The sequence below is a fragment of the Pandoraea commovens genome (assembly GCF_902459615.1).
GTDB classification, from domain to species: domain Bacteria; phylum Pseudomonadota; class Gammaproteobacteria; order Burkholderiales; family Burkholderiaceae; genus Pandoraea; species Pandoraea commovens.
This window is the reverse complement of sequence record NZ_CABPSA010000003.1, coordinates 308,730-334,115: the sequence shown is the minus strand read 5'-3', so window position 1 is coordinate 334,115 and position 25,386 is coordinate 308,730. Positions and strand designations below refer to the sequence as shown.

Genomic DNA, 25,386 nt, shown 5'->3' with positions numbered 1-25,386 from the left:
TGGAGAGGCCCGATGACGCTCTCCGCTACGGCGCTCGACGAACTCGACCGAAATCTGCTCGCGCTGCTGCGAGTGAATGCTCGTGAGAGCACGGCGAATCTGGCGCGACGTTTGGGCGTGGCGCGCACCACGGTGGTCGCCCGGCTCGGTCGGCTGGAGCAGGCTGGCGTGATCGCCGGTTATACGGTGCGCCTGGGGCAGGACGCCATTGGCGGCGGGCTGCAAGCCTGCGTGAGCATCAGCGTCCAGCCGCGCTCGGGGCGCGACGTGCTGCGACGCCTCAACAAGATGCCCGAGATCCATCTGCTGTGTTCCGTGAGCGGCGAGTTCGACTACGTGGCGTGGCTGCATGCCGCGTCGGCCGATCAGCTCGACGCCTTGCTCGACATCATTGGCGAGATCGACGGCGTGACCCGGACCACGACATCGGTGGTGCTCGCGCGCAAGATCGATCGGGGTGGGGTGCTGCCCTGAGCGACTTCCGTCCCTAATTCTTTCCTAACAATCGACGGTTATGGTGTCGGCCGCGTGGCAGATCGGTCCGTCACCGGGGCGTTAGGTAATTTTCCGTAACCGGATGCTAAGAATCGCCGGGCACCCCCGCCGGGGCTTACGCAAGCCTCAAAATTCCCCCATTTTTCCCGTTTCTCCCCGAGTTTCCTTGACATCGCCGGTTTGTCTGCCTGTGGCGATAGTGCTAAACTTATTGAGAATTGTTTGCATTAACTTCTCGACAAAACATTGGAGTGTGTATGCGCGTGAAATCCCTCGTGGCAGCGGTGCTGCTTGCCGGTGCGGCCACTATGGCTCAGGCCGCCGAATTCCCGATCGGCAAACCGCTCAATACAGCGGGCATGGAAATCAACACCGTGTACCTCCAGCCGATCACGATGGAACCGGCCGGCATGATGCGCGACGCCGCGAAGTCGGACATCCACCTGGAAGCCGATATTCACGCGATCAAGAACAACCCGAACGGTTACGCCGAAGGCGACTGGATCCCGGGTCTGGAAATCACGTACAAGCTTCAGAAGATGAAGGCGGACGGCAAGACGCCGGACGGCGCAGCGGTTGAAGGTCTGATGATGCCGATGGTCGCGAGCGACGGTCCGCACTACGGCGACAACGTGAAGCTGACGGGCATCGGCAAGTATCAGCTGACGATGGTCGTGAACGCACCGGGCACGCTGCAAGAGTTCGGTTGCAAGATGGGCGGCACGCCGGCAGCCGGTGCGCACGCAGCACATGGCGGCATGGGCCCGTGGTGCTTCGGCCGTCACGTCGACAAGGAAACCGGCGTGGGTCCGTGGTTCAAGCCGATCACGAAGACGGTCGATTTCACGTTCTCGGGTATTGGCAAGAAGGGCGGCTACTAAGCCGGGATAACCTGATGCAGCGTTGGTCAGCCGACCAGCGCTGTTTTCATTTGGAGCAGAAGGATGAATCAGCGCATCGCGCGCCTGCTGGCCACGATGGCGGCCGTGGTGGTGACCTTGTTCGGACTGGGCGCAGCGCAAACCGCGCGTGCCGACGACCTGCCCACCTTTAAGCTGGAAATGAACAACGGCAAACTCAATCCGGCACGTATCGAAGTGCCGGCCGGCAAGCGCATCAAGATCGAGGTGCACAACACCGGGACGAATGCCGTCGAGTTTGAAAGTCTGCAACTGCGCAAGGAAAAGGTGCTCGCACCCGGCGCGCAGTCGTTCGTCGTGATCGCCCCGTTGCAACCGGGCGAGTACAAGTTTTTCGATGACTTCCACCAGCAGGCGCAAGGCGTGATCGTCGCCAAGTAAGCCGGCAAGCGGAACGTTGTCGTTTCAGTCATACGGTAGTACACGCATTACAAAAGGAATCACACGATGGGTCAGGTCATGTTCATCGTCTGGCGCGAAAGCGTCGAGGCATTGTTGGTGGTCGGGATTCTGCATGCCTGGCTGGCCAACCCGGATCACGGTGCGAAGCGCGGCCTGCCCTATCTGTGGGCGGGGGTCGTGCTCGGCATCGCCGCAGCGGTCGGTCTGGGCGCCGCGCTCGTCGGCTTCACCGAAGTGCTTTCGGGCGACGCGCAGGATTACTTCCAGACGGCCATGGTGCTCGTGGCCTGCGTGCTGATCGTGCAGATGGTTTTCTGGATGAAGCGCAACGGGCGAACGCTCAAGCGCGACATGGAATCGTCGCTGCAGAAGAATCACGATCAGGGCACCTGGTGGGGCGTGCTGGTGCTCGTCGCGCTGGCCATTGCCCGCGAAGGCAGCGAAACCGCCATCTTCCTTTACGGTCTGGGCTTCGGCCAGGGCGGCAACGTGCCGATGTCGATGTGGCTCGCCGTGGCTATCGGCTTCGCGCTGGCGCTCGTCACGTTCTGGTTGCTGCAACTGGGCGGCAAGATCTTTTCGTGGCGTCTGTTCTTCCGCGTCACCGAAATCATGCTGCTGTTCCTCGCAGCCGGTTTGCTGGAGTCGGGGCTCGATCGCCTGATCTCGCTGGAGCTTGTACCGACGTTGGTCGACCAACTGTGGGATACTTCCGCGATTCTGGATGACGCCAGCCCGTTCGGCAGCCTCGTGGCTACACTGACTGGCTATCGCGCGCATCCGTCCGGCATGAATCTGTTGGTGTATGCGGTGTATTGGCTGTTCATGTGGGTGCTGCTCAAGCGGACAGGCGCACCGTCGGCCAAGCAGGTGAAGCCCGCGTAAGCGGGCGGTGCAAGCCGGGTGGCATTCCTCCCGGTGATGCACGTGAGTGCACATTGAAGCAGCACCGGACTGAACGGACACGCCGCACATGAGATCCGTCAATCCGCAAAGGTAATCCCCCGACGCAAGACCCGAGCAAGAGCTACGCATGAGCATCGCCATCACTGTCCCGAACCGACTGGCCCGACTGGGCCTCTTGATGCAACGCCACGGCAAGTTGATACGTGGCGTGCAGTGGGTCATCGTGCTGGTCTATGCGTTCCTGATCTGCGTGCCTGTCCTCATGCCGTTGCCTGACGAGACGGCGCACATCCTCAACAACCTCACCGTTTTCGCGCAGTTCACCTTCTGGGGCATCTGGTGGCCGTTCGTGCTGCTGAGCATGGTGCTGATGGGGCGCGTGTGGTGCGGTGTCCTGTGTCCGGAAGGCACACTCTCCGAATTCGCAAGCCGACACGGCCGGGGCCGCGCGATCCCGCGCTGGATGCGCTGGGGCGGCTGGCCGTTCGTCGCCTTCGCCGGGACCACGCTGTATGGCCAGATGGTCAGCGTCTACCAGTATCCGAAGGCGGTGTTGCTGGTGCTCGGCGGCTCGACCATCGGCGCGATGGTGATCGGTTATTTCTACGGACGCGACAAGCGCGTGTGGTGCAAGTATCTGTGCCCGGTCAACGGCGTGTTCGCACTGCTGGCGCGTCTTGCACCGTTCCACTTCAAGGTCAACGAAGACGCCTGGCGTCGGTCGTACAACACCAAGGGTCACAAGATCATCCCGATCAATTGCGCGCCGCTCGTGCCGCTGCGCAATATGAAGGGCGGTGCGCAGTGCCATATGTGCGGCCGCTGCGCCGGGCATCGCGACGCCATCGAACTCACGGGCCGCTCGCCCAGCGAAGAGATCGTGAAGTACGGCGCGACGGAGAACAACAGCGTCTGGGATAGCGTGCTGGTCAATTTCGGTCTGCTCGGTGTGGCCATCGGCGCATTCCACTGGACGGTGAACCCGTGGTTCGTCGCGACCAAGACGGAACTGGCGACGTGGCTGATCGACCGCGGCATCATGTGGCCGTTCGAGACGAATGCGCCGTGGTTCGTCTTCACCAATTACCCCGAACAGAGCGACGTTTTCAGCTGGCTCGACGGCGGCATGGTCGTGACCTACATTCTCGGCAACGGTCTCGTGCTGGGGCTGGCGTTCACGCTGATTTTCGCTCTGGCCAACCGGGCGATGGGCGCGTGGCAGACGTCGCGCTTCAATCATCTGGTGCAGTCGCTGATTCCGATTGCCGGTGCGGGCGTGTTCATCGGCTTGTCGGCGACGACGGTCAGCCTGCTGCGTGCCGAACACCTGCCGATCTACTGGGCGAACGACGTGCGCGCCACCATCCTCGCCGTGACCACGTTGTGGAGCCTGTGGCTGGGTTGGCGCGTGACCGGACGTCATGCGACGTCGATGGTGCGGCGTCTGGCGGGCATGGCCGGCATCGTGGCGGCGCTCGCGCTCGTCAACTGGCTCTGGCTGCTGATGTTCTGGATCTGGTAACGATCCGGAGCGGCTGGCGCCACCCGAACGAATCGCAGGGGCCGGAACGCCAATTGGCGAGCCTTCGGCCCGTGGCCTACAATAGCGCCACAAGTCTTCCTGTGTGACGCCCGCCCATGTTGCTCGCTCAACGTCTTCCGCTGTATTTCCGACTCGTTCGCCTCGACAAGCCGATCGGCACCGTGCTGCTGCTTTGGCCGACGCTTTGCGCACTATGGATCGCATCGAACGGACATCCCGATCCGCTGCTGATCGTGATCTTCACGCTCGGCACGTTTCTGATGCGCTCGGCGGGTTGTGCCATCAACGATTACGCCGACCGCGACTTCGATAAATTCGTCAAACGTACGAAAGAGCGTCCGATTACGTCGGGACGCATTCGCGCCTGGGAGGCGGTGGCCGTGGCCGCCACGCTCGCCCTCGTGAGCTTCTTGCTGATCCTGCCGCTCAACGCTCTGACCAAGTGGATGTCGATTCCGGCATTGTTCGTGGCGGGCACGTATCCGTACACCAAGCGCTTTTTCGCGTTGCCGCAGGCCTATCTCGGCGTAGCGTTCGGCTTCGGCATTCCGATGGCGTTCGCTGCCGTGCAGGATCAGGTGCCGGTGCTCGCATGGGTGCTGCTGCTCTCGAACGTGTTCTGGTCGCTCGCTTACGACACGGAATATGCGATGGTCGATCGCGACGACGATCTGAAGATCGGCATCAAGACGTCGGCCATCACGTTCGGACGCTTCGACGTGATCGCCGTCATGCTCTGCTACGTGGGCGCGCTGGGCATTCAGGCAGGCGTGGGCGTGTACCTCGGCTTTGGCTGGCCGTTCTGGCTGGGCATGGCGGTAGCCGTCAGCTTCGCCATCTATCACTACTTCCTCATTCGTGGCCGCGAGCGCATGCCTTGCTTCGCCGCGTTCCGTCACAACAACTGGCTCGGTGCTGCGGTCTTTGCCGGTATCGCCGGGCACTATTTGCTGACGGCGTAAGCCATCCGGTCGGCGCGAGAATGAAAACGGCGCGTGATTCGCCGTTTTCATGTCTCGTTCTCGTTCCTCGTTCTTCGCATCGCGATCTCACGCGGTGTCACGCGGCTTCGCGCGCTCCCGCCTCGCACGGTCTGGGCCGGTTTCGATACTTCTCGAGCAGTGCGTCGAGTACCGCCACCGTTGGCGGATCGGGTTCCCCATCGTAGCGCGCCGACGCGCAGAAATGCATCTGGAACGACTCGATCACGTTGCGCGTTGCCGTGTCCAGCTCACCGGTTTGCGGCGTGTCATAGCCGTACTCTCGCAACTTGGCCTGTAGTGCAGCGATGTTCCCGGTAAACGGTCGACGTCCCACATACCAGTCCACTGTGTCGGCGTCCGGCCACGCGCCGATGCCGTACTTAACGTGCAGATCTTTCCACGGAAACAAAGGGCCGGGATCGGTCTTGCGTCCCGGGGCAATGTCGGCGTGTCCGACGATCCGATCCGGTGCGATCTGATAGCGCCGCACGATATTCGCGACCAGTTCCGCGACGACGGCCACCTGAGCCTCCGGATATTCGTACCATTGCCGTCGCTCGAGTGGCGTTCGGTTATCGCTTGCCGGGAACCCCGGATTGACGATTTCGACGCCAATCGAGGAACCATTGAGCAGGCGCTCCCCCAACCACCAACTCACCCCCGCGTGGTGAGCGAGATGCGATTCCGGGACGAGATTAAAGACGGTAAAGCGACCGTCTTCACCCGCGGCGTCCGGGACAAGGTAATGCGAACTCACGGCGACCTTTCGATTGGGGTCGGTCAGGATTTCCAGCGCCCGGGCCAGATTCACCGCGGTGTAGTGCAGCACCAGCGTACGGATGCGAGGCGCTTGATTGGGCGAAGCGATCGACGTATCGATGTTGTAGCTCGACGGCGTGCAAGGGAGGGAGCCGCTGGCATGCAGCGTCCATGGAGATGCGGTAAGCGCGGCGGAGATGGCCGTCGCCCCGGTGAGGAATTTGCGGCGTGGGGACGGTACGGACGTCTCAAACGTGTCGTCCGGCGTCTGTCGAAAGTGAGGCATTGGCCTTCGGCATGACGTTGTGACGCTGGCAGTGTGGCCGTCGTCCCAGGCCGAAGACTTCTAGGAAACGCTCACGCCGGTATCGCGTTGTGCGATACCGGCGTGCGGATCGTACTCAGGCGACGCTGAGATGGCCACGCGGCCCATCGCAGGTACATCGCCTGCATGCCATCAGGCATCGCCCAGTTCGTCGCCGAGTTCCTTGGCGCGGGCGTTGGCGGCCTTCACGCCGCGTACGATGGCGGCCTTGATTGCGTCATTCTCGAACGAGGTGAGGGCTGCGAAGGTGGTGCCGCCCTTGGACGTCACGCGCTCACGCAGCACGCTGGCCGGTTCGGTGGAGTCGGCCGCGAGTTGCGACGCGCCCGTGAACGTCGCGATGGCAAGCTGACGACCCTGCTCGGGCGTGAAGCCCAGCTCGTGCGCCGCCTGCTCCAGCGCTTCGATGAAATAGAACACGTAGGCCGGGCCGCTGCCGGAGATGGCAGTGACGGCGTCGAGCTGGCTCTCCTTGTCGACCCACACGATTTCACCAGCGGCGCTCAGCACGCTTTCCGCACGCTTGCGCTGATCCGAATCCACGCCGGAGAGCGCGATTAGACCGGTGATGCCTTTGCCGATCAGCGCAGGCGTGTTCGGCATGCAGCGCACGATCTGGTTGTGGCCGCCGAGCCAGCGGGCCAGATCGGACGCGCGGATGCCCGCTGCGATGCTGATGACCAACTGGCCGTTCAGATGCGGCTGAAGCGCTTGTGCGACATCCTTGAGCACTTGCGGTTTGACGGCCAGTACGAGCGTGTCGAAGTCGCGCAGGCGGTCGTTCGGCGCGCTGGCGGTGTCGATGCCGTGCTGCTTGACCAGGCCCTCACGGGTCGATTCGTTGACGTCGATCGCGAGAATGTCGCGCGGTGCCGTGCCGCGCTTGACGAGTCCGCCGATCAGGGCATTGGCCATGTTGCCGCCGCCGATGAATGCAATTCTCATAACCATCCTTTGCGTTGCGTATGTCGTTGCGTGTAGTTCGTTGCTGCTGTGTTCGCGCCTCGCGTTTCAGGCCCGTGAGCCGTAATCGCGTGCGCCGAAAATCGCGGTGCCGATGCGCACCATTGTCGCACCCTCTGCCACGGCCGCTTCGAGGTCGCCCGACATGCCCATCGAAAGTGTGTCGAGCGCCAGACCCTCTGCGCGCAGGGTGTCGAAGAGTTCGTGCACCGCTTTGAATGGCTCGCGCTGACGCGATGGATCGTCTTCCGGTTCCGGAATCGCCATCAGGCCGCGCAGCGTGAGATTCGGCAGTGCCGCGATGGCGCGCGCGACAGCGGGCACCTCGTCGGGCGTCACGCCGCTCTTGCTCGCTTCGCCGCTGATGTTGACCTGAAGACAGACCTGCAATGGCGGCAGATCCGCCGGGCGTTGCGCACTCAGGCGTTCGGCAATCTTAAGCCGGTCGACGGAGTGGACCCAGTCGAAATGCTCTGCCACCGGACGCGTCTTGTTGCTTTGCAGCGGCCCGATGAAATGCCATTCCAGTGGTTCGCCTTCGACGCGGGCGTCGTCCGTCGCCGCGATCTTGTCGAGGGCTTCCTGCACGTAGTTCTCACCGAACGCCCGCTGACCGGCGGCGACCGCTTCGCGCACGGCATCCGCGCCGAACGTCTTCGAGACAGCAAGCAGACGCACGCTGCCTGCCGGTCGTCCGGCATCGGCGGTCGCGCGGGAAATCCGGGAGAGGACGTCGTCGAGATGTGCTGCGATGGTCGACATAAGACAAGTTCGGCGGGTTCGGCAGATTCTTCGGCAGGATCGGCGGGATCGGGGTTGAGCGAACGATTATAGCCGTGCACGCACCTGAGGTGCTACCCGGCAAATAACTAGGTGCTACCCGTGGCGGGTGTCCGACAAAAGCGCGAGGCAGACGCGCTGAGCGCCCGCCGGACCGGCGTTGTGGCAGACTGCGCGGTGCCAACATCCAAAGGGAGACGCCGATGAGCGCCCAACCGCAGCGCGTGTACGATTTTTCCGTCCAGACGCTCGCCGGCGAGTCCGTGAGCCTGTCGCAATATCGCGGCAAGGTCCTGCTGATCGTGAATACGGCCAGCGAATGCGGCTTTACGCCGCAATACGCCGGTCTTCAGACGCTCTACGAGCAACTCGGCCCGCGCGGCTTCGAGGTGCTGGCGTTCCCGTGCAACCAGTTCGGCAAACAGGAGCCCGGCGACGCGCAGGCGATTCGCAGCTTCTGCGATCTGCGCTTTCATGTGAGCTTTCCGATGTTCGCCAAGGTCGACGTCAAGGGCCCTCAGGCAGCGCCGCTCTACGACTATCTGACGCAGGAAAAGCGCGGCGTGCTCGGAACGAAGGCGATCAAGTGGAATTTCACCAAGTTTCTCGTCGACGCGTCGGGTAATGTGATCGCGCGCTATGCGCCGACCGCCAAGCCCGAAGCGATTCGTGCCGACATTGAGAGGTTGCTACCGGCTTGAGCCGTCGTTGGCCGAATCTGCCTGTCGACGCAGCGTTTGTCGGGGAACGGCCGGTCGCTCGCCGTGGATTTACCGGAAATGAAGTCCAAACCGCCAGAACAGGCGTTCGAGACGTCCTGCCAACTGCCGTCCCGGTGCAACGCCGGACGGTGACGCCGCCACTTCTTCCCGGCATGCGACTCGCGCGCCCACATCGCTCGCGAGCGTGATCCAGCCGCCGGTCTCCGTGACAAAGACGTGGCCCGCTGCCAGCGAGACATCGGTGCGCCAGACACTATTGGCCAGCCAGCGCGACGCCGGTGTGAGCACCACCCGGCCTTGCCCGACGTGCAGCACCGTGCCCTGGCTCACGTATCCGTGAAACGACTGGCCCGGCGCGAGCGTGACGTCGATGGGCAGAGGGGGCTGAGATGTGGAAGAGGGCTTGGCCATGATGGACTCCGGTGCAGTGAACAGACGACTACAGCGTATCGGCCGCGCCGCCGCCCCGGTAGGCACACAGTCCGGCTGTTTCGCCCGTAACAGATGGGCGTGAGGCAATCTGTTACGATCCCGAATCAGTAAATCTGTATCTGTTCTGGTGGTGCCTGATGCCGGATCATCTGCGCATGGACGCCGCCCGCTCAAACCTCTCCGACCCTTCTGTCTCCGACGAGACACCTGCCATGTCTTTGACGTCAGTTGCCCCGACGCCTGGCCTGACGCCCGCGTCGACACCTGAATCGACAGCGCCGTCTGCCGCCGCCGAAGAGCGCACGCCCCTCTACCGCCAACTGGCCGATCACTACCGTCACGCCATCGAAGCGGGCACGCTTGCCCCGGGCGCGCGCATGCCCAGCGTGCGTGCGCTCATGGAGCGCCATCAGGTCAGCCTGTCGACGGCGTTGCAGACGTGTCGTCACCTCGAAGCGCAGGGCTTGCTCGAAGCGCGTCCGCGTTCCGGCTACTTCGTGCGCACGCCCGCACGGGCGAGTGTCGTGCCGGTGGCTGAGCCGCGTCCTTGGGTGCCTGACCTGATGCAGTATGTGGGGATTAATCAGCGCGTGTCGTCGATCCTCGCGCGCGGTCTCCAGGCAGACGTCAAAGTCAATCTCGCGGTCGCGCACGGCTCGCCGTCTCTGTATCCGGTGAACGAACTACGGCAGGCGACCATGCGGGCGCTGCGCGATCACCCGTTGCTCTACGGCACCCCGCCGCCGGGCGGCGGCGAAGCGCGTTTCCGTTCGGCGATTGCCCGTCGGGCGCTCGAAGCGCGTATGAACATCAATCCGGAAGAGATCGTCGTCACGCACGGTTGCATCGAGGCGATCAACCTGGCGCTGCGCGCTGTGGCGAGTGCGGGCGATGTCGTCGCGGTCGAATCGCCCACGTACTACGCGCTGTTGCAGACGCTGGAGAGCATGGGCATCCGGGTGCTGGAGATTCCAACGAGTCCGCAAACCGGGATTTCGCTCGACGCATTGGAGCTAGCCAGTCAGACCTACGACAACATCAAGGCCGTGATTGTCGTGCCGCATTTCCAGAACCCGCTCGGTTCCGTCATGCCAGACGCGCACAAGGCGCAACTGGTGAAGTGGGCCGAATCGCGCGGTATCGCCATCATCGAAGACGACACCTACTCGTCGCTCGGCGACGACGGCAACATTCCCGCCGCGATTCGCTCATGGGACACGACGGGCAACGTGATTCACTGCGCGTCGCTGCACAAGACGCTCGCGCCCGGCATGCGTCTGGGCTGGATCGCCGGTGGCAAATGGCAGTGGCGGGTGGAGATGCTGAAGTACGCGCAGACGCGTCCGAACGAAGCGCTGGCGCAGATCGCGATGGGCGAATTCATGGATTCGCCGCGTTTCGACCGTCATTTGCGACGCCTGCGCGTGCAGTTGCGCGAACACCGCGGGGCGATGGCCGAAGCGATCGCCACGTACTTCCCGGCGGGCACTCGTCTGACGCAACCCGCCGGTGGCCTGAGTCTGTGGGTGGAAATGCCGGGGAGTGTGAGTTCCGAAAAGCTGTTCGACGCGGCGCTGGCGAAAGGCATTCGCGTCGCGCCGGGCAGCCTCTTTTCCAACTCGTCGCGCTATGACAACTTTTTGCGCATCAACGGCGGACAACCGTTCACGCGCGACGTCGACCGCGCCGTACGCACACTGGCATCCGAAGTCATTCGACTGCTGGACGCCACTGGCTGACGCGACCGAACGACTGAGCCTGTCAGAACTCGGAGTACATCCGTCCCGGATTGAAGATGCCAGCGGGATCGAACACGGCTTTCAGATTCCGATGGATGCGCATGACCGGTGCGGGCAGCGGCGTGAAGACACTCACGCCCGGCTCGCCGTAGCGGAACAGCGTGGCGTGTCCGCCATCCTGACGCGCGGCCGAGCGCACGATTTGCGCGTCGGCGTCCGTAATCCACCAGCGCTGCGCGCCGCCCCACTCGATGAGTTGCTTGCCGGGCAGACGGTGAGGTTCCGCTGTCGACGGCACCGCCAGACGCCACAAGGCTTGTCCGGGGCCCGCATCGGCAAAGAAGTTGTCGGTCTGCTCGCGAATGGCGTGCCAGAACTTCGCTGCATGAATGGCGTCGACCAGTTCGCCGCCCATCTTCACGCGCGCCGCCTTGATCGCTGCCGATGCCCCCGCCAGTCGAATCACCAGCAGATCGCTGCGCCACGCGCTGCCCGTGATCGGCAACGGCTGACCGCCCCATTCGTTGAGCTTGCGCACCGCGTCGATGGCGTTCATCTCGAATTGCAGGGTGAGTTCCGCGAACGGCTGCGGCAACACCTTCAGCGACACTTCCAGAATCAAGCCCAGCGTGCCGAGCGAGCCGGCGAGCATGCGTGAGACGTCGTAACCGGCGACGTTCTTCATGACCTGTCCGCCGAAATTCAGCACATGCCCGCGGCCGTCCATCAGCTTCGCGCCGAGCACGAAATCGCGCACCGACCCGACAGCGCTGCGACGCGGCCCCGCAAGCCCGGCGGCGACGGCCCCGCCAATGGTCGCGCCCGGGCCGAAGTAGGGCGGCTCGAACGGCAGCAACTGGTTGCGCTCGGCAAGCGCGGCTTCGATCTCGGCCAGCGAGGTGCCGCAACGCGCGGTGATGACCAACTCGGACGGGTCGTACGCGACGATGCCGCTGTAAGCACGCGTGTCGAGGACTTCACCGACGCGCTGCTGGCCGTACCAGGCTTTGGTGCCGCCGCCGCGAAGCTGGAGAGGTGCGCGGCGCGCGGTGGCGTGTTCGATGACGGCGCGGAATTGCTCGATGGTGTCGGTCGTGTCGGTCATCAGCTCGGTTCGGGCGGCGGGGTGGAGTCGGTCTGGTAAGGCCCGAGTTCGCTGCCGCAATGCTTGCAGAAGCGTGCGTCGGGGTCGTGTCCTTCGGTCTGGCACTGGCGGCAGGTGCGCGTAGTCACGGTCGTACGGCGCATGGCCAAATGAATCTCGGCGCCCATGATGCCGGTGGGAATCGCGATCACGCTATAGCCGAGCAGCATCACGAAACCGGTGATCGCCTTGCCCAGTCCGGTGACGGGCACGACATCGCCGTAGCCGGTCGTCGTCAACGTCACAATCGCCCAGTAGATGCCGACCGGAATGCTGGTGAAGCCGTGTTCGGGGCCTTCGATGATATGCATGAGCGTGCCGAAGATCACCACGATGATCGAGATGAACCCGAGAAACACGAGGATCTTGCGACGCGCGTTGTACAGCGCAATGCTCAGCACGCCCGCCTCGTTCACGTAGGCCGTGAGCTTCAGAATCCGGAAAGCGCGCATCAGTCGCAGCAGACGCACGTCGATCAGCCCATGCAGCTCCGGCACGAGAATCGCGAGATAGGTCGGCAGGATGGCGAGCAGATCGATGAGACCGTAGAACGACAGCGCGTAGCGCATCGGCCGGTGCGCGCTGATCAGTCGCGCAATGTACTCGGCCGTGAAGAGCAGCGTGAAGAACCATTCGAGAATGGCCATCGGCAGCGGCATCGTGGCCTGCACTGCCGGGACGCTGGACACCACGACCGTGAGCACCGACAGCACGATGGCGATCAGCAGGGCGATGTCGAACAGCCGGCCTTCGCGCGTGTCGGCTTCGAAAATGATGATGTAAAGACGCTGCCGCCAATCGTGCGGCAGCCACTCCGACAGCGGACGCATGTCAGAACCTCGGCAGATCGGGGTGCGGCAGCAGACCGCCGCGCACGTGCTGCTTGCCGTATTCGGCACAGCGCGCACGCGTGGGAATGCCCTTGTCCGGATTGAGCAGCCCGACAGGATCGAACGCGCGCTTCACGCCGAAGAACGCATCGCGTTCCTGCGCCGAGAACTGCACGCACATCGAGTTGATCTTCTCGATGCCCACGCCGTGTTCGCCCGTGATCGTGCCGCCGAGTTCGACGCACGCCTCGAGAATGTCGCAACCGAACGCCTCGGCGCGATGCCATTCGTCCAGATCGTTGCCGTTAAAAAGAATGAGTGGATGCATATTGCCGTCTCCCGCGTGAAAGACGTTAATACAGCGCAACCCATATTGTTGTTCCAAACCTTCGATGCGTTTGAGTAATGTCCCAATCGCACGGCGTGGAATCGTGCCGTCCATGCAGTAATAGTCCGGCGAGATGCGCCCGGCGGCGGGGAAGGCGTTCTTGCGCCCCGACCAGAAGCGCAGGCGTTCTTCCTCGCTGCGTGAAATCTGCAACCGCGTCGCACCCGAGGTGCGCAGCACGTGTGAGATGCGCAGGATCTCTTCGGTGACTTCTTCCGGCGTGCCGTCCGATTCGCAAAGCAGGATGGCGGCGGCCTCCAGGTCGTACCCCGCGTGGACGAACTCCTCGACGGCCTGCGTGGCCGGCTTGTCCATCATCTCCAGCCCGGCAGGGATGATGCCTGCGGCGATGATCGCGGCGACGGCGTTGCCGCCGGTCTCCACGTCGTCGAAGCTCGCCATGATGACCTGCGCCGTCTGGGCTTTGGGTATCAGCTTGACGGTGATTTCGGTCACGACACCGAACATGCCCTCGCTGCCGATGAAGACCGATAGCAGATCGAGTCCGGGCGCGTCGGGGCCGAGCGAGCCGAATTCGATGGCTTCGCCCGACATGGTGATGGCGCGCACCCGCAGCACGTTATGCACCGTCAGACCGTACTTCAGGCAGTGCACGCCGCCGGAGTTTTCCGCAACATTGCCGCCGATGGTGCAGGCGATCTGCGACGACGGATCGGGCGCGTAGTAAAGCCCGTACGGGGCAGCGGCTTCCGAGATCGCGAGGTTGCGAACGCCCGGCTGCACCGTCGCCGTGCGTGCATACGGATCGACTTCGACGATTTTCTTGAACTTCGCGAGCGAGAGTACCAGGCCGTCCGATATCGGCATCGCGCCGCCGGACAAGCTCGTGCCCGCCCCGCGCGGCACCACCGGAATGCCGAGCTGGTGGCACGCCTGCAAAATGCGCTGCACCTGCGATTCGGACTCCGGCAACACGACCGCGAGCGGCACGCGGCGATACGCGGCGAGGCCGTCGCACTCGTATGGCGTGGTGTCCTCGCGGCGATGGAGGATGCAATGCGGTGGCAGGATTCTGGCGAGCGCGTCGAGCAACTGGCGCTGGCGTGCAGCCAGCGCTTCGGCGTCGACAGGCGCGATGCCCGCCGGCGTTTCACCGGACGGGTTGGGCTGGCCTTGCGGGGTCACGGGCGCGTTCATGCGGCGCTCAGCCCGCAGCACGCAACCGGAAAATCTTGCCCGGATTGAGCAGATTGTGTGGATCGAGCGATGTCTTGATCGCGCGCATGACGTCGATGGCGTCTTCGCCATGTTCCGTCACGAGGAAGCCCATCTTGTGCAGGCCGACGCCATGTTCGCCCGTGCAGGTGCCACCCATGCGGATGGCGCGCTCGACAATGCGCTGATTCAGGCGCTCGGCTTCTTCGATGTCGGCCGGTTTGTCCGGATCGATGAGAATCGCGACGTGGAAATTGCCGTCACCCACGTGGCCCACGATCGGGCACGTCAGATAGGAGCCTTTGAGGTCTTCTTCCGTCTCGCCGACGCACTCGGCCAGACGCGAGATCGGCACGCAGACGTCCGTCGTCACCGCACGGCTGCCCGGCTGAAGCTGGAGCATCGCGAAGTAGGCGCTATGGCGCGCACTCCACAAACGGTTGCGGTCTTCGGTGCGCGTGGCCCACTCGAAACCGGTGCCGCCGTTGTCCTTGGCCAGTTCCTCGACCGTCTGCGCCTGTTCCTGCACGCCTGCTTCGCTGCCGTGGAATTCGAAGAACAACGTCTGCGTTTCCGGCAAGTCCAGCTTGGAGTGCTTGTTGATGGCACGCACGGCCAGCGCGTCGACGAATTCGACGCGTGCGACCGGCACGCCCAGTTGGATCGTCTGGATGGTGCAGTTCACGGCGTCCGTCATGCTCGGGAACGAGCAGATCGCGGCCGAGACGGCTTCGGGCTGCGGGTACAGTCGCACCGTGGCTTCGGTGATGATGCCCAGCGTGCCTTCACTGCCCACGAACAGGCGCGTGAGGTCGTAGCCAGCCGACGACTTGCGGGCGCGCGTGCCGGTGTGGATGATGCGGCCGTCGGCGAGCACCACGGTCAGGGCCAGCACGTTCTCGCGCATCGTGCCGTACCGCACGGCGTTGGTGCCCGAGGCACGCGTGGCGCACATGCCGCCGATGCTGGCGTCAGCGCCCGGATCGATCGGGAAGAACAGGCCCGTGTCGCGCAGCGCTTCGTTCAGTGCCTTGCGCGAAATGCCGGGCTGCGTGGTGACGGTCAGGTCCTCGGCGTTGATCGAAACGATCTGGTTCATCTCCGACAGATCGAGCGATAAACCGCCTTCGACCGCGAGCAGATGACCTTCGAGCGACGAACCCGCGCCGTAGGGGATGATAGGGACGTTGTGTTTCGCGCAGAGCTTGACGATCTGCGAGACCTCTTCCGTGCTGTGCGCGAAGGCGACCGCATCGGGCAACATCGGGTCGAACGGAGACTCGTCCCGGCCGTGATGTTCGCGCAGCGCTTCCTTGGTGCTCACGCGCTCGCCCAGCAGGGCTTGCAACTCGGTGAGCAGGGCGTCGGGGAACGGACGCTTTGCGGCGAACGGCAGATGGGGATGATTCACGGCTTTCTCCTTCGGGTCTCCGGGCCGCCACGGCCGGTGGGCGCAGGCGGACACCATATCGGGCGGGGTCTCGGGCGCGCGGTGCACGCCCTGACACCTCATGAGCGGGGATTTTACGCTGTGACGGCGTTTTTCCCCACACTTTGCGTCATATCATACGGACTTGCCGTATCTGAGTGCCATCGGAATTGGCTGAAAAATGGGCAGGCGATGGCTGTGCGGTCAATTTCAATCAAAAAGGCAGGTCGTCCGGTGCCCGAACAGGGGCCGGCGGGCAAGATGTGCCGCAAGGGGTAGGTGTCAGAAGATGGGGAATCGTTTGAGCAAGATCGTCACGCGTACCGGTGACGGTGGCAAGACCGGCCTGGGCGACGGCGCACGCGTCGACAAGTTCAGCCTGCGGATCGTCGCCATTGGCGAGATCGATGAGACCAATTCGCATATCGGCGTGCTGCTGTGCGAGGACCTGCCGCAGGACGTGCGGGCCATGCTGCTCGATATTCAGCACGACCTGTTCGATCTCGGTGGCGAACTGAGCATGCCCCGTCACACATTGCTGACGGATGCTCAGGTAGCCAAGCTCGACGAGTGGCTGGCGCACTACAACGCCGATCTGCCGCCGCTCAAGGAGTTCATTCTGCCGGGCGGCACGCGCGCCGCAACACTTGCGCACGTGGTGCGCACGGTGTCGCGCCGAGCCGAGCGGGCGATGGTGGCGCTGGGGGCCGACGAGACCGTCGCACCCGCCCCGCGTCAATACGTCAATCGTTTGTCGGACCTGATGTTCGTGCTCGCCCGTGTACTCAACCGTGCAGGTGGCGGCAGCGACGTGCTCTGGCAGCGAGAGCGTACGAAGGGCGAAGTCGAGTAAGAAGGCAGGGCGCTCACGCCTTCGCCGACTGCGGACATATTCAGGATGCAAAAAGGGCGACCGATGGTTCATCGGCCGCCCTTCGCTTGCTTACGTCTTCGCTGACTGATGTCGATCAGTTGCCAGCGCCGCGTGCCACGCGGCGGGCGCGCACGGCGTCGGCCAGCGTGTCGAGCACCTTCAGGCTGTCTTCCCAGTTGATGCAGGCGTCGGTAATGCTCTGACCGTAGGTCAGTTCCTTGCCCGGCACATGGTCCTGACGACCGGCAACGAGGTGCGACTCGACCATCACGCCGATGATGCGATCGTCGCCACCGGCGATCTGGCGGGCGATGTCGTCGCACACCGGGATCTGGTTCTCGTGTTTCTTCTGGCTGTTGGCGTGCGATGCGTCGATCATCACGCGCGCGGCCAGACCTTGCTTGGCGATGTCGTCGCAGGCGATTTGCACGCTGGCGGCGTCGTAGTTCGGCGCTTTGCCGCCACGCAGGATCAGGTGGCAGTCTTCATTACCTGCCGTCGAGACGATGGCCGAGTGGCCGCCCTTCGTCACCGACAGGAAATGGTGCGGCTGCGATGCGGCCTTGATGGCGTCCACGGCGATCTTCACGTTGCCGTCGGTGCCGTTCTTGAAGCCGACCGGGCACGACAGGCCCGACGCGAGTTCGCGGTGCACCTGCGATTCAGTGGTGCGTGCGCCGATGGCACCCCACGACACGAGATCGGCGATGTACTGCGGGCTGATCATGTCGAGGTATTCCGTGCCGGCGGGCAGGCCCATCTCGTTGATCTGGGCGAGCAGTTCGCGCGCCAGACGCAGACCGTCGTTGATCTTGAAGCTGTTGTCCATGTGCGGGTCGTTGATCAGACCCTTCCAGCCCACCGTCGTGCGCGGCTTTTCGAAGTACACGCGCATCACGATTTCCAGCTCGCCCTTCAGACGTTCGCGTTGCTCGACCAGACGCGCCGCGTATTCCAGCGCAGCCTTCGGGTCGTGAATCGAGCACGGGCCGATGATGACGACCAAACGGTCTTCCATGCCGTGCAGCACGCGATGAATGGCGCCACGCGAGCGATGGATGAGATCCGCGCTCTTTTCCGAGCACGGGTATTCGCGGATCAGGTGCGCCGGGGGCGTCAGTTCCTTGAGTTCACGAATACGGACATCATCGGTGTTGTGGGGAGGCATGTTTTTTCTCCTGGGCAGTTCGGACTGCGGTTCGTTTCTCGGGATTCGGGTCAAAAAAAAACCGCCAGACTCGCTGGCGGTTTTTCAGGATTCGTTCGGTGCTTACTGCTGCAACTGTCCCTCTCCATCCGCCAGCGGTGTGAGATACGCAAAAAAGTAAAAGTAAAACTTATTGGCGGTCATGAAGGATGTCTTGGACATTGCTTTGCAGGCGGTTTGCCGTGCACAGAAACAACTTTATACGCCTAATCGAATGACGCTGCAACCGCGTGGGGCCGCTGATCGGTGGGAAAACGCGCGGAATCTCCGTATTTTTGCGTGACGTTTTGCATCAAAAAATCACGTTTTTCTGAAAACATGCGAAAACGCCCGGTTTGACCCGGGCGCCTTGCTAAGCTTTACGCATTTTTTGCAGTGCGCAAACCGTGTCGATCAGGCCGTACCGCCGACCGTCATGTTTTCGATGCGCAGCGTCGGCTGGCCCACGCCCACCGGCACGCTCTGGCCTTCCTTGCCGCACACGCCCACGCCCGAGTCCAGCGACATGTCGTTGCCGATCATCGTCACGTCCTTGAGCGATTCCGGGCCGTTGCCGATGAGCGTCGCGCCCTTGACCGGGTACGTGATCTTGCCGTCCTCGATCATGTACGCCTCGGACATCGAAAACACGAACTTGCCGTTGGTGATGTCGACCTGACCGCCGCCGAAGTTCACGGCGTACAGCCCATGTTTGACCGACTTGATGATTTCCTCGGGGTCCTTGTCGCCACCGAGCATGTACGTGTTGGTCATGCGCGGCATCGGCAGTGCGGCATACGACTCGCGGCGGCCGTTGCCCGTGACCGGCATCTTCATCAGGCGCGCATTCAGGCTGTCTTGCATATAGCCCTTGAGAATGCCGTCTTCGATGAGCGTGGTGCACTGCGTCGGATTGCCTTCGTCGTCGATGTTCAGCGAGCCACGGCGGTTCGACAGCGTGCCGTCATCCACCACCGTGACGCCCTTGGCCGCCACACGCTCGCCCAGACGTCCGGAGAACGCCGACGAGCCCTTGCGGTTGAAGTCGCCTTCCAGTCCGTGGCCGATGGCTTCGTGCAGCAGCACGCCGGGCCAGCCCGGGCCGAGCACGACGGTCATCGCACCGGCCGGTGCCGGGCGGGCGTCGAGCTTGACGATGGCGCCGTCCACAGCTTCCTTGACGTACTTTTCGAGCAGGTCGTCGGTGAAGTAGGCGTAGTCGAGACGCGCACCGCCGCCGCTGTTGCCGATTTCACGACGGCCGTTGGATTCGACGATGACGGTGACGGACACGCGCACGAGCGGGCGCACGTCGGCGGCGATCACGCCGTCGCTACGGGCCACGAGAACGACGTCGTATTCACCGGCCAGACCGGCCATGACCTGCGACACACGCGGATCGCGCGCACGGGCGAGCTTCTCGATACGTTCGAGCAGCGCGACTTTGCCGTTGGCGTCGAGCGAGGCGAGCGGATCGGACGGCAGGTACAGCCCGTGGCCGGTGGCGCTGGCCAGCTTGCTGCCGACCTTCACGCGTCCGCGTCCGGCCGTGGCGATGCTGCGCGTGGCCGCTGCGGCGTCTTTGAGCGCAATCTCGGAGATGTCGTCCGAGTACGCGAACGCGGTGCGATCGCCCACGATGGCGCGCACGCCCACGCCCTGATCGATCGAGAACGAACCCGATTTGACGATGCCTTCCTCCAGGCTCCACGCTTCGCTGCGGGTGTACTGGAAGTACAGATCGGCGTAATCCACGCGGTGCGTGAAGATGTCGCCGAGCGCGCGTTGGAGATGGCTTTCGTCGAGGCCGTACGGCGTGAGCAGCAGCTCGCGGGCCGTGGCCAGATTCTGGATGCCGGTGTCGATGATTTTCATGCGGTGTCAGGCCAAGGAAATGTATTCGGTAGATGAGGGCGAATTCGTCGAAGTCAACATGGCGAAATCAACGCGGTGCGGGGTGCAGGTGCGGGACATATCGGTCAGCCCTGCAGCACGCGGTGACGCCAGGCGGGCAGACTCTGGCGAACGCCGACCAGCCGGGCCGGATCGATCTCGCCCACGACCACGCCAGCGCCTTCCGCTTCGCGCTGGGCGACGATCTCGCCCCACGGGTCGATCAGCATGGAATGCCCCCAGGTGCGCCGCCCGTTCTCGTGGTGCCCGCCCTGCGCGGACGCCAGCACGTAGCACTGGTTTTCGACGGCCCGCGCACGCAGCAGCAATTCCCAGTGCGCACGGCCCGTGGTGTAGGTAAAGGCGGCGGGTACGACCATGAGCGTACAGTCGCCCATCGCCCGGTACAACTCGGGAAAACGCAGGTCGTAGCACACCGACAGGCCCACGCGCCCGAACGGCGCTTCAAACGTGCGTACAGCGTCGCCGGGACGAATGGTGCGCGCTTCGTCATAGGCTTCCTCGCCTTTGACGAAGTTGAACAGGTGGATCTTGTCGTAGCGCGCGGCGGGTGCGCCGTCCGGTGCGAAGACCAGCGTCGTGTTGAGCACCCGCTCAGGCTCCGGCGCGGCCAGCGGCAGCGTGCCGCCGATCAGCCAGACGCCGTAGCGGCGCGCCGTTTCCGCCAGAAAGTCCTGAATCGGACCGCTGCCCGGCGTTTCGCGCAGTGCGAGCTTGTCGGTGTCGCGCTGGCCCATGTAGCAGAAATACTCCGGCAACAGCACCAGCTCGGCCCCGGCATCTGCCGCTTCGGCCACCAGACGGGCGGCTTCGCGCAGGTTCCGGTCGACGTCGGGCGCGCTCACCATTTGCGCGGCAGCCACGCGAACGGACGCGCCGGTCGGGGCGGGCTGGACGGTTGACTTCGTATCGGGACTCGTCATGGATTGCTGATGTCGGGGGCTCAGTTGCCGCGCATGCCGGCCGGAGAGGCGACGCCCGAGGCGTTGTTGAGCGCTTCCGGCCGGGTTTCCGGGGATGCATCGATCTTACTCTTATTGCCGGAGGCCTGTCCGATGACCGGATTGTCCCAGGAGCCGGTGACGTGATACGTCGTCGAGAGTGTGCGCGAGAGCTGATCGCCCAACGCCAGTTGCGCGAAGAACGAGCCGATGCCCAGCGCCGGGTTGATGATCGCAAACGCCAGCGATGCCGACGCCGCGTTGATCTTCGGCAGCACCAGTGCATTCAGGTCCTGCGTCTCGCGCGCGAGATCGGTGTGGCCGTCGATCTTGATAGTCGCCATGCTGGCGTTGATCGTCAGATCGTTGGTATTTGCCACGCCGCCCTGCATGGTGACGTTGCCGTTGATGCTGTCGAACGGCAGACCGCTACCGATCACGCTGTTGAAGTCGAAGGTCAGAATCTTGGCGAGCGTCTGGACCGACAGAATGCCCAGCAGCTTCGCCAGCCCCGGATCGGCCTTCAGGATCTGCCCGCGCTTGAGCTCGATGGCCACGCGCCCGCCCAGCGTCGGGTAGTCGATCGCGTCGGGGCCGCCGCGCCAGCCGAAGCGGCCGGAGACGGTGCCTGAGCCGTCCTTGAGCGTCTTGGGCAGGCCCAGACGGTCGAGCAGACCGCCAGCGTCCTTCACGTCGAGATTGAAGTCGAGCACCGTGCGGCGTGGCACGTCGTCGTCGTCCTTGCCTGCTGCGGCTGCCACGGCGGCGCGACGGCGCGACGTACGCCAGTTGCCCTTCACATCCAGCGTGGCGGCGCTGTTGCTCAGCGACAGCTTGGTGAGTTGCCAGACGGGCACACCGTCCTCGATGTCGTTGTGCGCGTTGAGTTGCAGGCGGCCGAGCGGCTTGTCGCGCAGCACGAAATCATTGGCGACGACGTCGATGGCGGGGAATTCGTCGCTCGGCTCGTCGAGCACTTGCGTGAGCACGTCGCTGCCGTGGTCTTCGCGCGGAATCACGAGTTTCGCCAGACGTGCACGGATCGCGCCCGACGGGTTCTTCTCGTCCGGCGCGTGCCATTCGGCAAATCCGGAGACGAGTTCGGAGGCGAGGCTTACCTGCCAGTCGCGGTCGTTGCGCTGCGCACCGACCACCAGTTCCGGCCACTGACGCGACAACAGGCGAACCTGCTTCGCATGCAGGGCGAGACGCGTCGGCAGATACGGCGTGAGGGCACCGAATTCGTCGCGCGCGGCGGCTGCCGTCGTGGCGGGGGCGGGGGGTGTGCCTTGCGTGCCGGGCGTGACGGCGGTGCTGCTGAGCGACGCGATCACGCTGCGCCATGCATCCACGTCGAGCGTATCGAACTGGGCGCTCGCCTGCACGCCTTCACGCGGTGCGGGCACAGGCTGGTTAATGCCGATGCCGCCGCGCAGTACTTCCACGCGTGCGCCATTCGAACCATTCGTGGCGCTACGTTGCTGAACGTAGTTGCCCTGCACGCTGCCCACGGCGAAGTCGAGCGTGTCGGTGCGGCGTCCCCCCGGATTCATCTGCGGACGCATCGTGAAGCGCGCAGGCAGCGACGACTCGGCGCTCTTGCCCAGCGGCGCGGGCAGGTTCACGGCGAGACCGGCCAGTGTGGACTGCACCGCCAGATCCGTCATGCCCTGACGCACCGTTACCGTGGCGGTGTAGGGCGTGCTGCCCGTCATGCGCTTGGCCAGTTGCGCCAGCGTGGCGTTCTCGCGATTCTCGCGCAGGCCCTGTGCGCTCATCTGACCGTTGACGTTCAGGACGATGGTGCCGTCGTCGCGACTGCCGCCAGACGCGCGTACGTCGCCGCCAAGGAACGTGCCGCGCAGGTTGTCGAGCGAAATGCCGCGCTCGGTGAACGCGAGTTCACCGTCGACCGCCCCGAACATCGGCAATCCGTTGATGAGCGTCACGTCGTTGCGCAGGAAGCGCGCGCGGCCGGTGACTTTGGAGCGGTCGGTGTGATCGAGCGGCATCGACAACTGCATGGCGAGCTGTGTGTTGCCGTTCGCGCGCGTCTCGTCGGTGAAGTCGCCGATCCAGTGCCCCACAGGGCTGGTGTTCAGATATTTGACGAAGTCCGCCGCCGGCCCGCGCGCATCGCCCTTGAGCGTGAGCGTGGAGTCGTCCTGCCCGATGTTGTTGATGTCGCCCTGCACCTGCGTGAGCGTTACGCCGTATACCGAGCCGTTGTCGATGGCGATGTGCAACTTGTCGGCGTCAAAGCGCAGATTGCCGCGCACCTTCTCGAACGCGGGCCAGACTTCCGTATGACCGGGGCGCAGCGGCGACGGATTGAACGTCACGTCCACGAGCGGGATGTCGATGCGGAACTTGCCGCCGCCCTTGCCGTACGGGAAGTCTTCGAGATCGCCTTGCACCGCGAACGGTGCGTTCTGCACGGTGCCGGCCAGCAGCGCGCGTTGCAGATAGTCGCGCACGCTCGCGCCGATATCGGTGGGCAGGTAGCGCGGTACGGCATTGGCGTTCGCGCGCACGATATTGCCCTTCAGATCGACGATCCCGTTGCCCTTGCCGCCGTTCTGCCACGTACCGCTCACGTCCCCCGTCAGTTCGGCGTTTTGCAGATGCACGGCATCGACACGCACCTGCACGTTCGCCGGGGCGTCGCGCTTGGTAGCCGAGTGCGACACGCGCCATGACGTGCGCGCTGTGAGCGTATCGAGGTCGAGGCGCGGCTGGTCGAAGCGGCCGGGGAAGTCCAGCGTGGCGTTCTTCGAATTGAGCGTGAGGCTGCCGCGCGACTGATCCGCGTCGATATGACCGCTCAGATTCGCGAAGCCGGGGCGTCCTGCGTTCGGCGAGTTCGGCCGGGCAGGGGGATGCTGGCTCGGCGCACTGTCGATGCCGAGACTCTCGAAATCGGCGACGACGCGGTAACGGTCGCGCTCGGGCGGGAGTTGCTTGATGCCCGGCAGATCGCGCCAATTGCCCGGCCCGTGAGGCTTAGGTGCCTGATAGCTGACGTCGAAATGGGCGAGTCGTCCACGCGGACGGAAGCTGGCGAGCGTGTCGCGAGTTTGGGCGTCGATGGGCAGCGACGGCACGAGCGCCATCGCGGCACCGATGTCGAAGCGTTGACCGGTGAGCGCGACTTGCAAGCCCTGATCGTCGCTGGCGGGTAGGTATTTGGCGCTCAGGTCCGGCACGTCGAGCGTCGGACGTCCGGCTGCCTGCAAGGTGAGTTCCCGTGCGCGCAGATTCCAGCCCGCGTCGGCCTGAGCACCGGCACGCGTGACGTCGATACGGCCTTGCGTGGCGTCGAAGGTCAGCGGCGGCAGGTTGTCCGCCAGTTGTACTGACGTATTGGCCCCGGCCGCGCGCAGCGTCGCGCCGGTGACGACGCCATTGTCGAAGTCGACCCATGCACGCGCCGCGACGCGGCCGCGCGAGTCTTTGCCCGGCAAATCGACGTAACGCGCCAGCTCTGACAGGTCGAGTGTGCCGACTTCGCTGTAAATCTGGCCGCGCCAGCGTTTGACTTCGCCGGGGCGGGCGAACAGCGGGTTGGTGAAGCGTGCGCGTATATCCAGCGGCGCGACGATCCCCTGCGGCGGGTTCGCCTGCATCCCAAAGCGGTGCTCGAAGCCGCGATTGCGCAGCATGGCGTTGACGTTCGTGACGACCACCTCGGGCACGTCGCGCGTGGCGTCGCGCCAGCGCACGGTACCGTTGCGGATTACGACGCGCGCCTGACGCATGATCCAGTCGGCCCCCTGGGCATCGCTCGTCTTGCCGCCGCCCGTCACCGGCATCCCGGCGACGAGGATGGAGCCGTCGACGCGGCGCTCGATGGTCACGTCCGGCTCGTGCAGCGTGAGGTTCGACAGACGCAGGTCGAAATGGATCAGGCTGGTCCAGGAGAGCACAGCGTCGAGGCGGTGCAGTGTGAGGCTCGGCTCCACGGGCGGCGGCGCGCCCGGCGGGGCGTAGCTCACCGGCGAGTTGTCCGTGGAAGCAGTGGTAGCGGGCGCGGTACTGGCCGAAGCGGCTGAAGCGGCTGAAGCGGCTGAAGCGGCTGAAGCGGCTGAAGCGACCGAGGCTAGCGGAGCGCTGGCGGCCTTGTTCCGATGCAACGGTGCGACCACGCGGGCAATCGTCGATGCCTTGGGCGGGGTGCCTTGCGTCGGGGGCGTGATGCGTACGTCTTCCAGCGTCAGGTAGGGATGCCAGCCGCGCCAGACGGCGTCGATGCGCCCGATCGTGACCGGCAAACCGATGGCGCGCGTGGCTGCCGCCTCGATTTGAGGGCGATAGTCGGACACACGGGGAAGGATGACGTACCGGGTCGCGAGGATGACTGCGCCAAGACCGAAATAGACGATGACGACGAGCGCCAGCAGCCATTCCAGACCCAGTCGCAAGCCACGCGGCAGTGACGAGAACCAGGACCGGGTCGCGGTGGGCGAGGCGGGCGGCTTACGGTCGGTCATGCTGCGCGTCTACGAGGGAATGTGGTAGTTTCTGTGGCAAAGACT

Annotated in this window: 21 protein-coding genes; 9 read left to right on the top strand and 12 right to left on the bottom strand. The window is 64.2% G+C overall.

Annotation, left to right across the window (positions count from 1 at the left end):
- Nucleotides 1–12 precede the first annotated feature (12 nt).
- From PCO31010_RS11840 to ubiA, 6 genes are all read left to right on the top strand, one after another.
- Nucleotides 13–474, top strand: a complete 462-nt coding sequence (locus tag PCO31010_RS11840; protein ID WP_039401071.1) for an Lrp/AsnC family transcriptional regulator — start codon at nt 13–15, stop codon at nt 472–474.
- Between the two features lie 278 nt (nt 475–752).
- Entirely contained in the window at nt 753–1,376 is a 624-nt protein-coding gene (locus tag PCO31010_RS11835; RefSeq protein ID WP_046293028.1) for an iron transporter, read from the top strand.
- 96 nt (nt 1,377–1,472) lie between these two features.
- Complete coding sequence (locus PCO31010_RS11830; RefSeq protein WP_150576456.1) at nt 1,473–1,796, top strand: cupredoxin domain-containing protein; 324 nt, start codon at nt 1,473–1,475, stop codon at nt 1,794–1,796.
- Nucleotides 1,797–1,862: 66 nt separating this feature from the next.
- Nucleotides 1,863–2,702 (top strand): FTR1 family iron permease, encoded by an 840-nt coding sequence (locus PCO31010_RS11825; protein ID WP_150664437.1) that lies wholly within the window; start codon nt 1,863–1,865, stop codon nt 2,700–2,702.
- Nucleotides 2,703–2,850: 148 nt separating this feature from the next.
- Complete coding sequence (locus tag PCO31010_RS11820) at nt 2,851–4,245, top strand: 4Fe-4S binding protein (RefSeq protein ID WP_174984655.1); 1,395 nt, start codon at nt 2,851–2,853, stop codon at nt 4,243–4,245.
- 116 nt (nt 4,246–4,361) lie between these two features.
- Nucleotides 4,362–5,228, top strand: a complete 867-nt coding sequence (gene ubiA, locus PCO31010_RS11815) for a 4-hydroxybenzoate octaprenyltransferase (RefSeq protein WP_150664436.1) — start codon at nt 4,362–4,364, stop codon at nt 5,226–5,228.
- Between the two features lie 97 nt (nt 5,229–5,325).
- On the opposite strand, the gene PCO31010_RS11810 is transcribed toward ubiA, so the two are convergent.
- The 3 genes from PCO31010_RS11810 to PCO31010_RS11800 all read right to left on the bottom strand — a co-directional run bounded on the left by PCO31010_RS11810 (nt 5,326) and on the right by PCO31010_RS11800 (nt 8,058).
- The gene (locus PCO31010_RS11810; RefSeq protein ID WP_150664435.1) at nt 5,326–6,294 is read right to left on the bottom strand and encodes an N-acetylmuramoyl-L-alanine amidase; all 969 of its coding nucleotides are present in this window, start codon (nt 6,292–6,294) and stop codon (nt 5,326–5,328) included.
- A gap of 171 nt (nt 6,295–6,465) precedes the next feature.
- Complete coding sequence (gene proC, locus PCO31010_RS11805; protein WP_046293025.1) at nt 6,466–7,278, bottom strand: pyrroline-5-carboxylate reductase; 813 nt, start codon at nt 7,276–7,278, stop codon at nt 6,466–6,468.
- A gap of 66 nt (nt 7,279–7,344) precedes the next feature.
- On the bottom strand, nt 7,345–8,058 hold the full coding sequence (locus PCO31010_RS11800; RefSeq protein ID WP_150664434.1) for a YggS family pyridoxal phosphate-dependent enzyme: 714 nt from the start codon (nt 8,056–8,058) through the stop codon (nt 7,345–7,347).
- A gap of 221 nt (nt 8,059–8,279) precedes the next feature.
- Between PCO31010_RS11800 and PCO31010_RS11795 the strand changes: the two genes are divergently transcribed.
- Nucleotides 8,280–8,777, top strand: coding sequence for a glutathione peroxidase (locus PCO31010_RS11795; RefSeq protein ID WP_150664433.1), 498 nt, complete (start codon nt 8,280–8,282; stop codon nt 8,775–8,777).
- Nucleotides 8,778–8,846: 69 nt separating this feature from the next.
- Here PCO31010_RS11795 and PCO31010_RS11790 read toward each other — a convergent pair whose 3' ends face one another.
- Nucleotides 8,847–9,209 carry a hypothetical protein gene (locus PCO31010_RS11790; RefSeq protein WP_150664432.1) on the bottom strand — a complete coding sequence of 121 codons (363 nt, stop codon included), beginning with the start codon at nt 9,207–9,209 and terminating at the stop codon, nt 8,847–8,849.
- A 233-nt stretch (nt 9,210–9,442) separates the two neighbouring features.
- On the opposite strand from PCO31010_RS11790, the gene PCO31010_RS11785 reads away from it, so the two are divergent.
- Complete coding sequence (locus tag PCO31010_RS11785; protein WP_246184563.1) at nt 9,443–10,969, top strand: aminotransferase-like domain-containing protein; 1,527 nt, start codon at nt 9,443–9,445, stop codon at nt 10,967–10,969.
- A 22-nt stretch (nt 10,970–10,991) separates the two neighbouring features.
- Here PCO31010_RS11785 and glcE read toward each other — a convergent pair whose 3' ends face one another.
- Genes glcE through PCO31010_RS11765 form a run of 4 tightly spaced genes read right to left on the bottom strand, consistent with a single transcriptional unit; the run spans nt 10,992 to nt 15,918 of the window.
- Nucleotides 10,992–12,074 carry a glycolate oxidase subunit GlcE gene (glcE, locus tag PCO31010_RS11780; protein WP_150664431.1) on the bottom strand — a complete coding sequence of 361 codons (1,083 nt, stop codon included), beginning with the start codon at nt 12,072–12,074 and terminating at the stop codon, nt 10,992–10,994.
- Nucleotides 12,074–12,943 (bottom strand): ion transporter, encoded by an 870-nt coding sequence (locus PCO31010_RS11775; RefSeq protein WP_150664430.1) that lies wholly within the window; start codon nt 12,941–12,943, stop codon nt 12,074–12,076. Before PCO31010_RS11775 ends, glcE begins: the two co-directional genes overlap by 1 nt.
- Nucleotide 12,944: 1 nt before the next feature.
- Nucleotides 12,945–14,489 carry an FAD-linked oxidase C-terminal domain-containing protein gene (locus PCO31010_RS11770; RefSeq protein WP_246184562.1) on the bottom strand — a complete coding sequence of 515 codons (1,545 nt, stop codon included), beginning with the start codon at nt 14,487–14,489 and terminating at the stop codon, nt 12,945–12,947.
- Nucleotides 14,490–14,496: 7 nt separating this feature from the next.
- Nucleotides 14,497–15,918 (bottom strand): FAD-binding oxidoreductase, encoded by a 1,422-nt coding sequence (locus tag PCO31010_RS11765; RefSeq protein WP_150664429.1) that lies wholly within the window; start codon nt 15,916–15,918, stop codon nt 14,497–14,499.
- 307 nt (nt 15,919–16,225) lie between these two features.
- On the opposite strand from PCO31010_RS11765, the gene PCO31010_RS11760 reads away from it, so the two are divergent.
- Entirely contained in the window at nt 16,226–16,789 is a 564-nt protein-coding gene (locus PCO31010_RS11760) for a cob(I)yrinic acid a,c-diamide adenosyltransferase (RefSeq protein WP_150664428.1), read from the top strand.
- Between the two features lie 115 nt (nt 16,790–16,904).
- Here PCO31010_RS11760 and aroG read toward each other — a convergent pair whose 3' ends face one another.
- From aroG to PCO31010_RS11740, 4 genes are all read right to left on the bottom strand, one after another.
- Complete coding sequence (gene aroG / locus PCO31010_RS11755) at nt 16,905–17,978, bottom strand: 3-deoxy-7-phosphoheptulonate synthase AroG (protein ID WP_150664427.1); 1,074 nt, start codon at nt 17,976–17,978, stop codon at nt 16,905–16,907.
- 432 nt (nt 17,979–18,410) lie between these two features.
- Nucleotides 18,411–19,871, bottom strand: coding sequence for a metalloprotease TldD (gene tldD, locus PCO31010_RS11750; protein WP_150664426.1), 1,461 nt, complete (start codon nt 19,869–19,871; stop codon nt 18,411–18,413).
- Between the two features lie 104 nt (nt 19,872–19,975).
- Nucleotides 19,976–20,833 carry a carbon-nitrogen hydrolase family protein gene (locus PCO31010_RS11745; RefSeq protein ID WP_150664425.1) on the bottom strand — a complete coding sequence of 286 codons (858 nt, stop codon included), beginning with the start codon at nt 20,831–20,833 and terminating at the stop codon, nt 19,976–19,978.
- A gap of 20 nt (nt 20,834–20,853) precedes the next feature.
- On the bottom strand, nt 20,854–25,341 hold the full coding sequence (locus PCO31010_RS11740; protein ID WP_174984653.1) for a YhdP family protein: 4,488 nt from the start codon (nt 25,339–25,341) through the stop codon (nt 20,854–20,856).
- Nucleotides 25,342–25,386 lie beyond the last annotated feature (45 nt).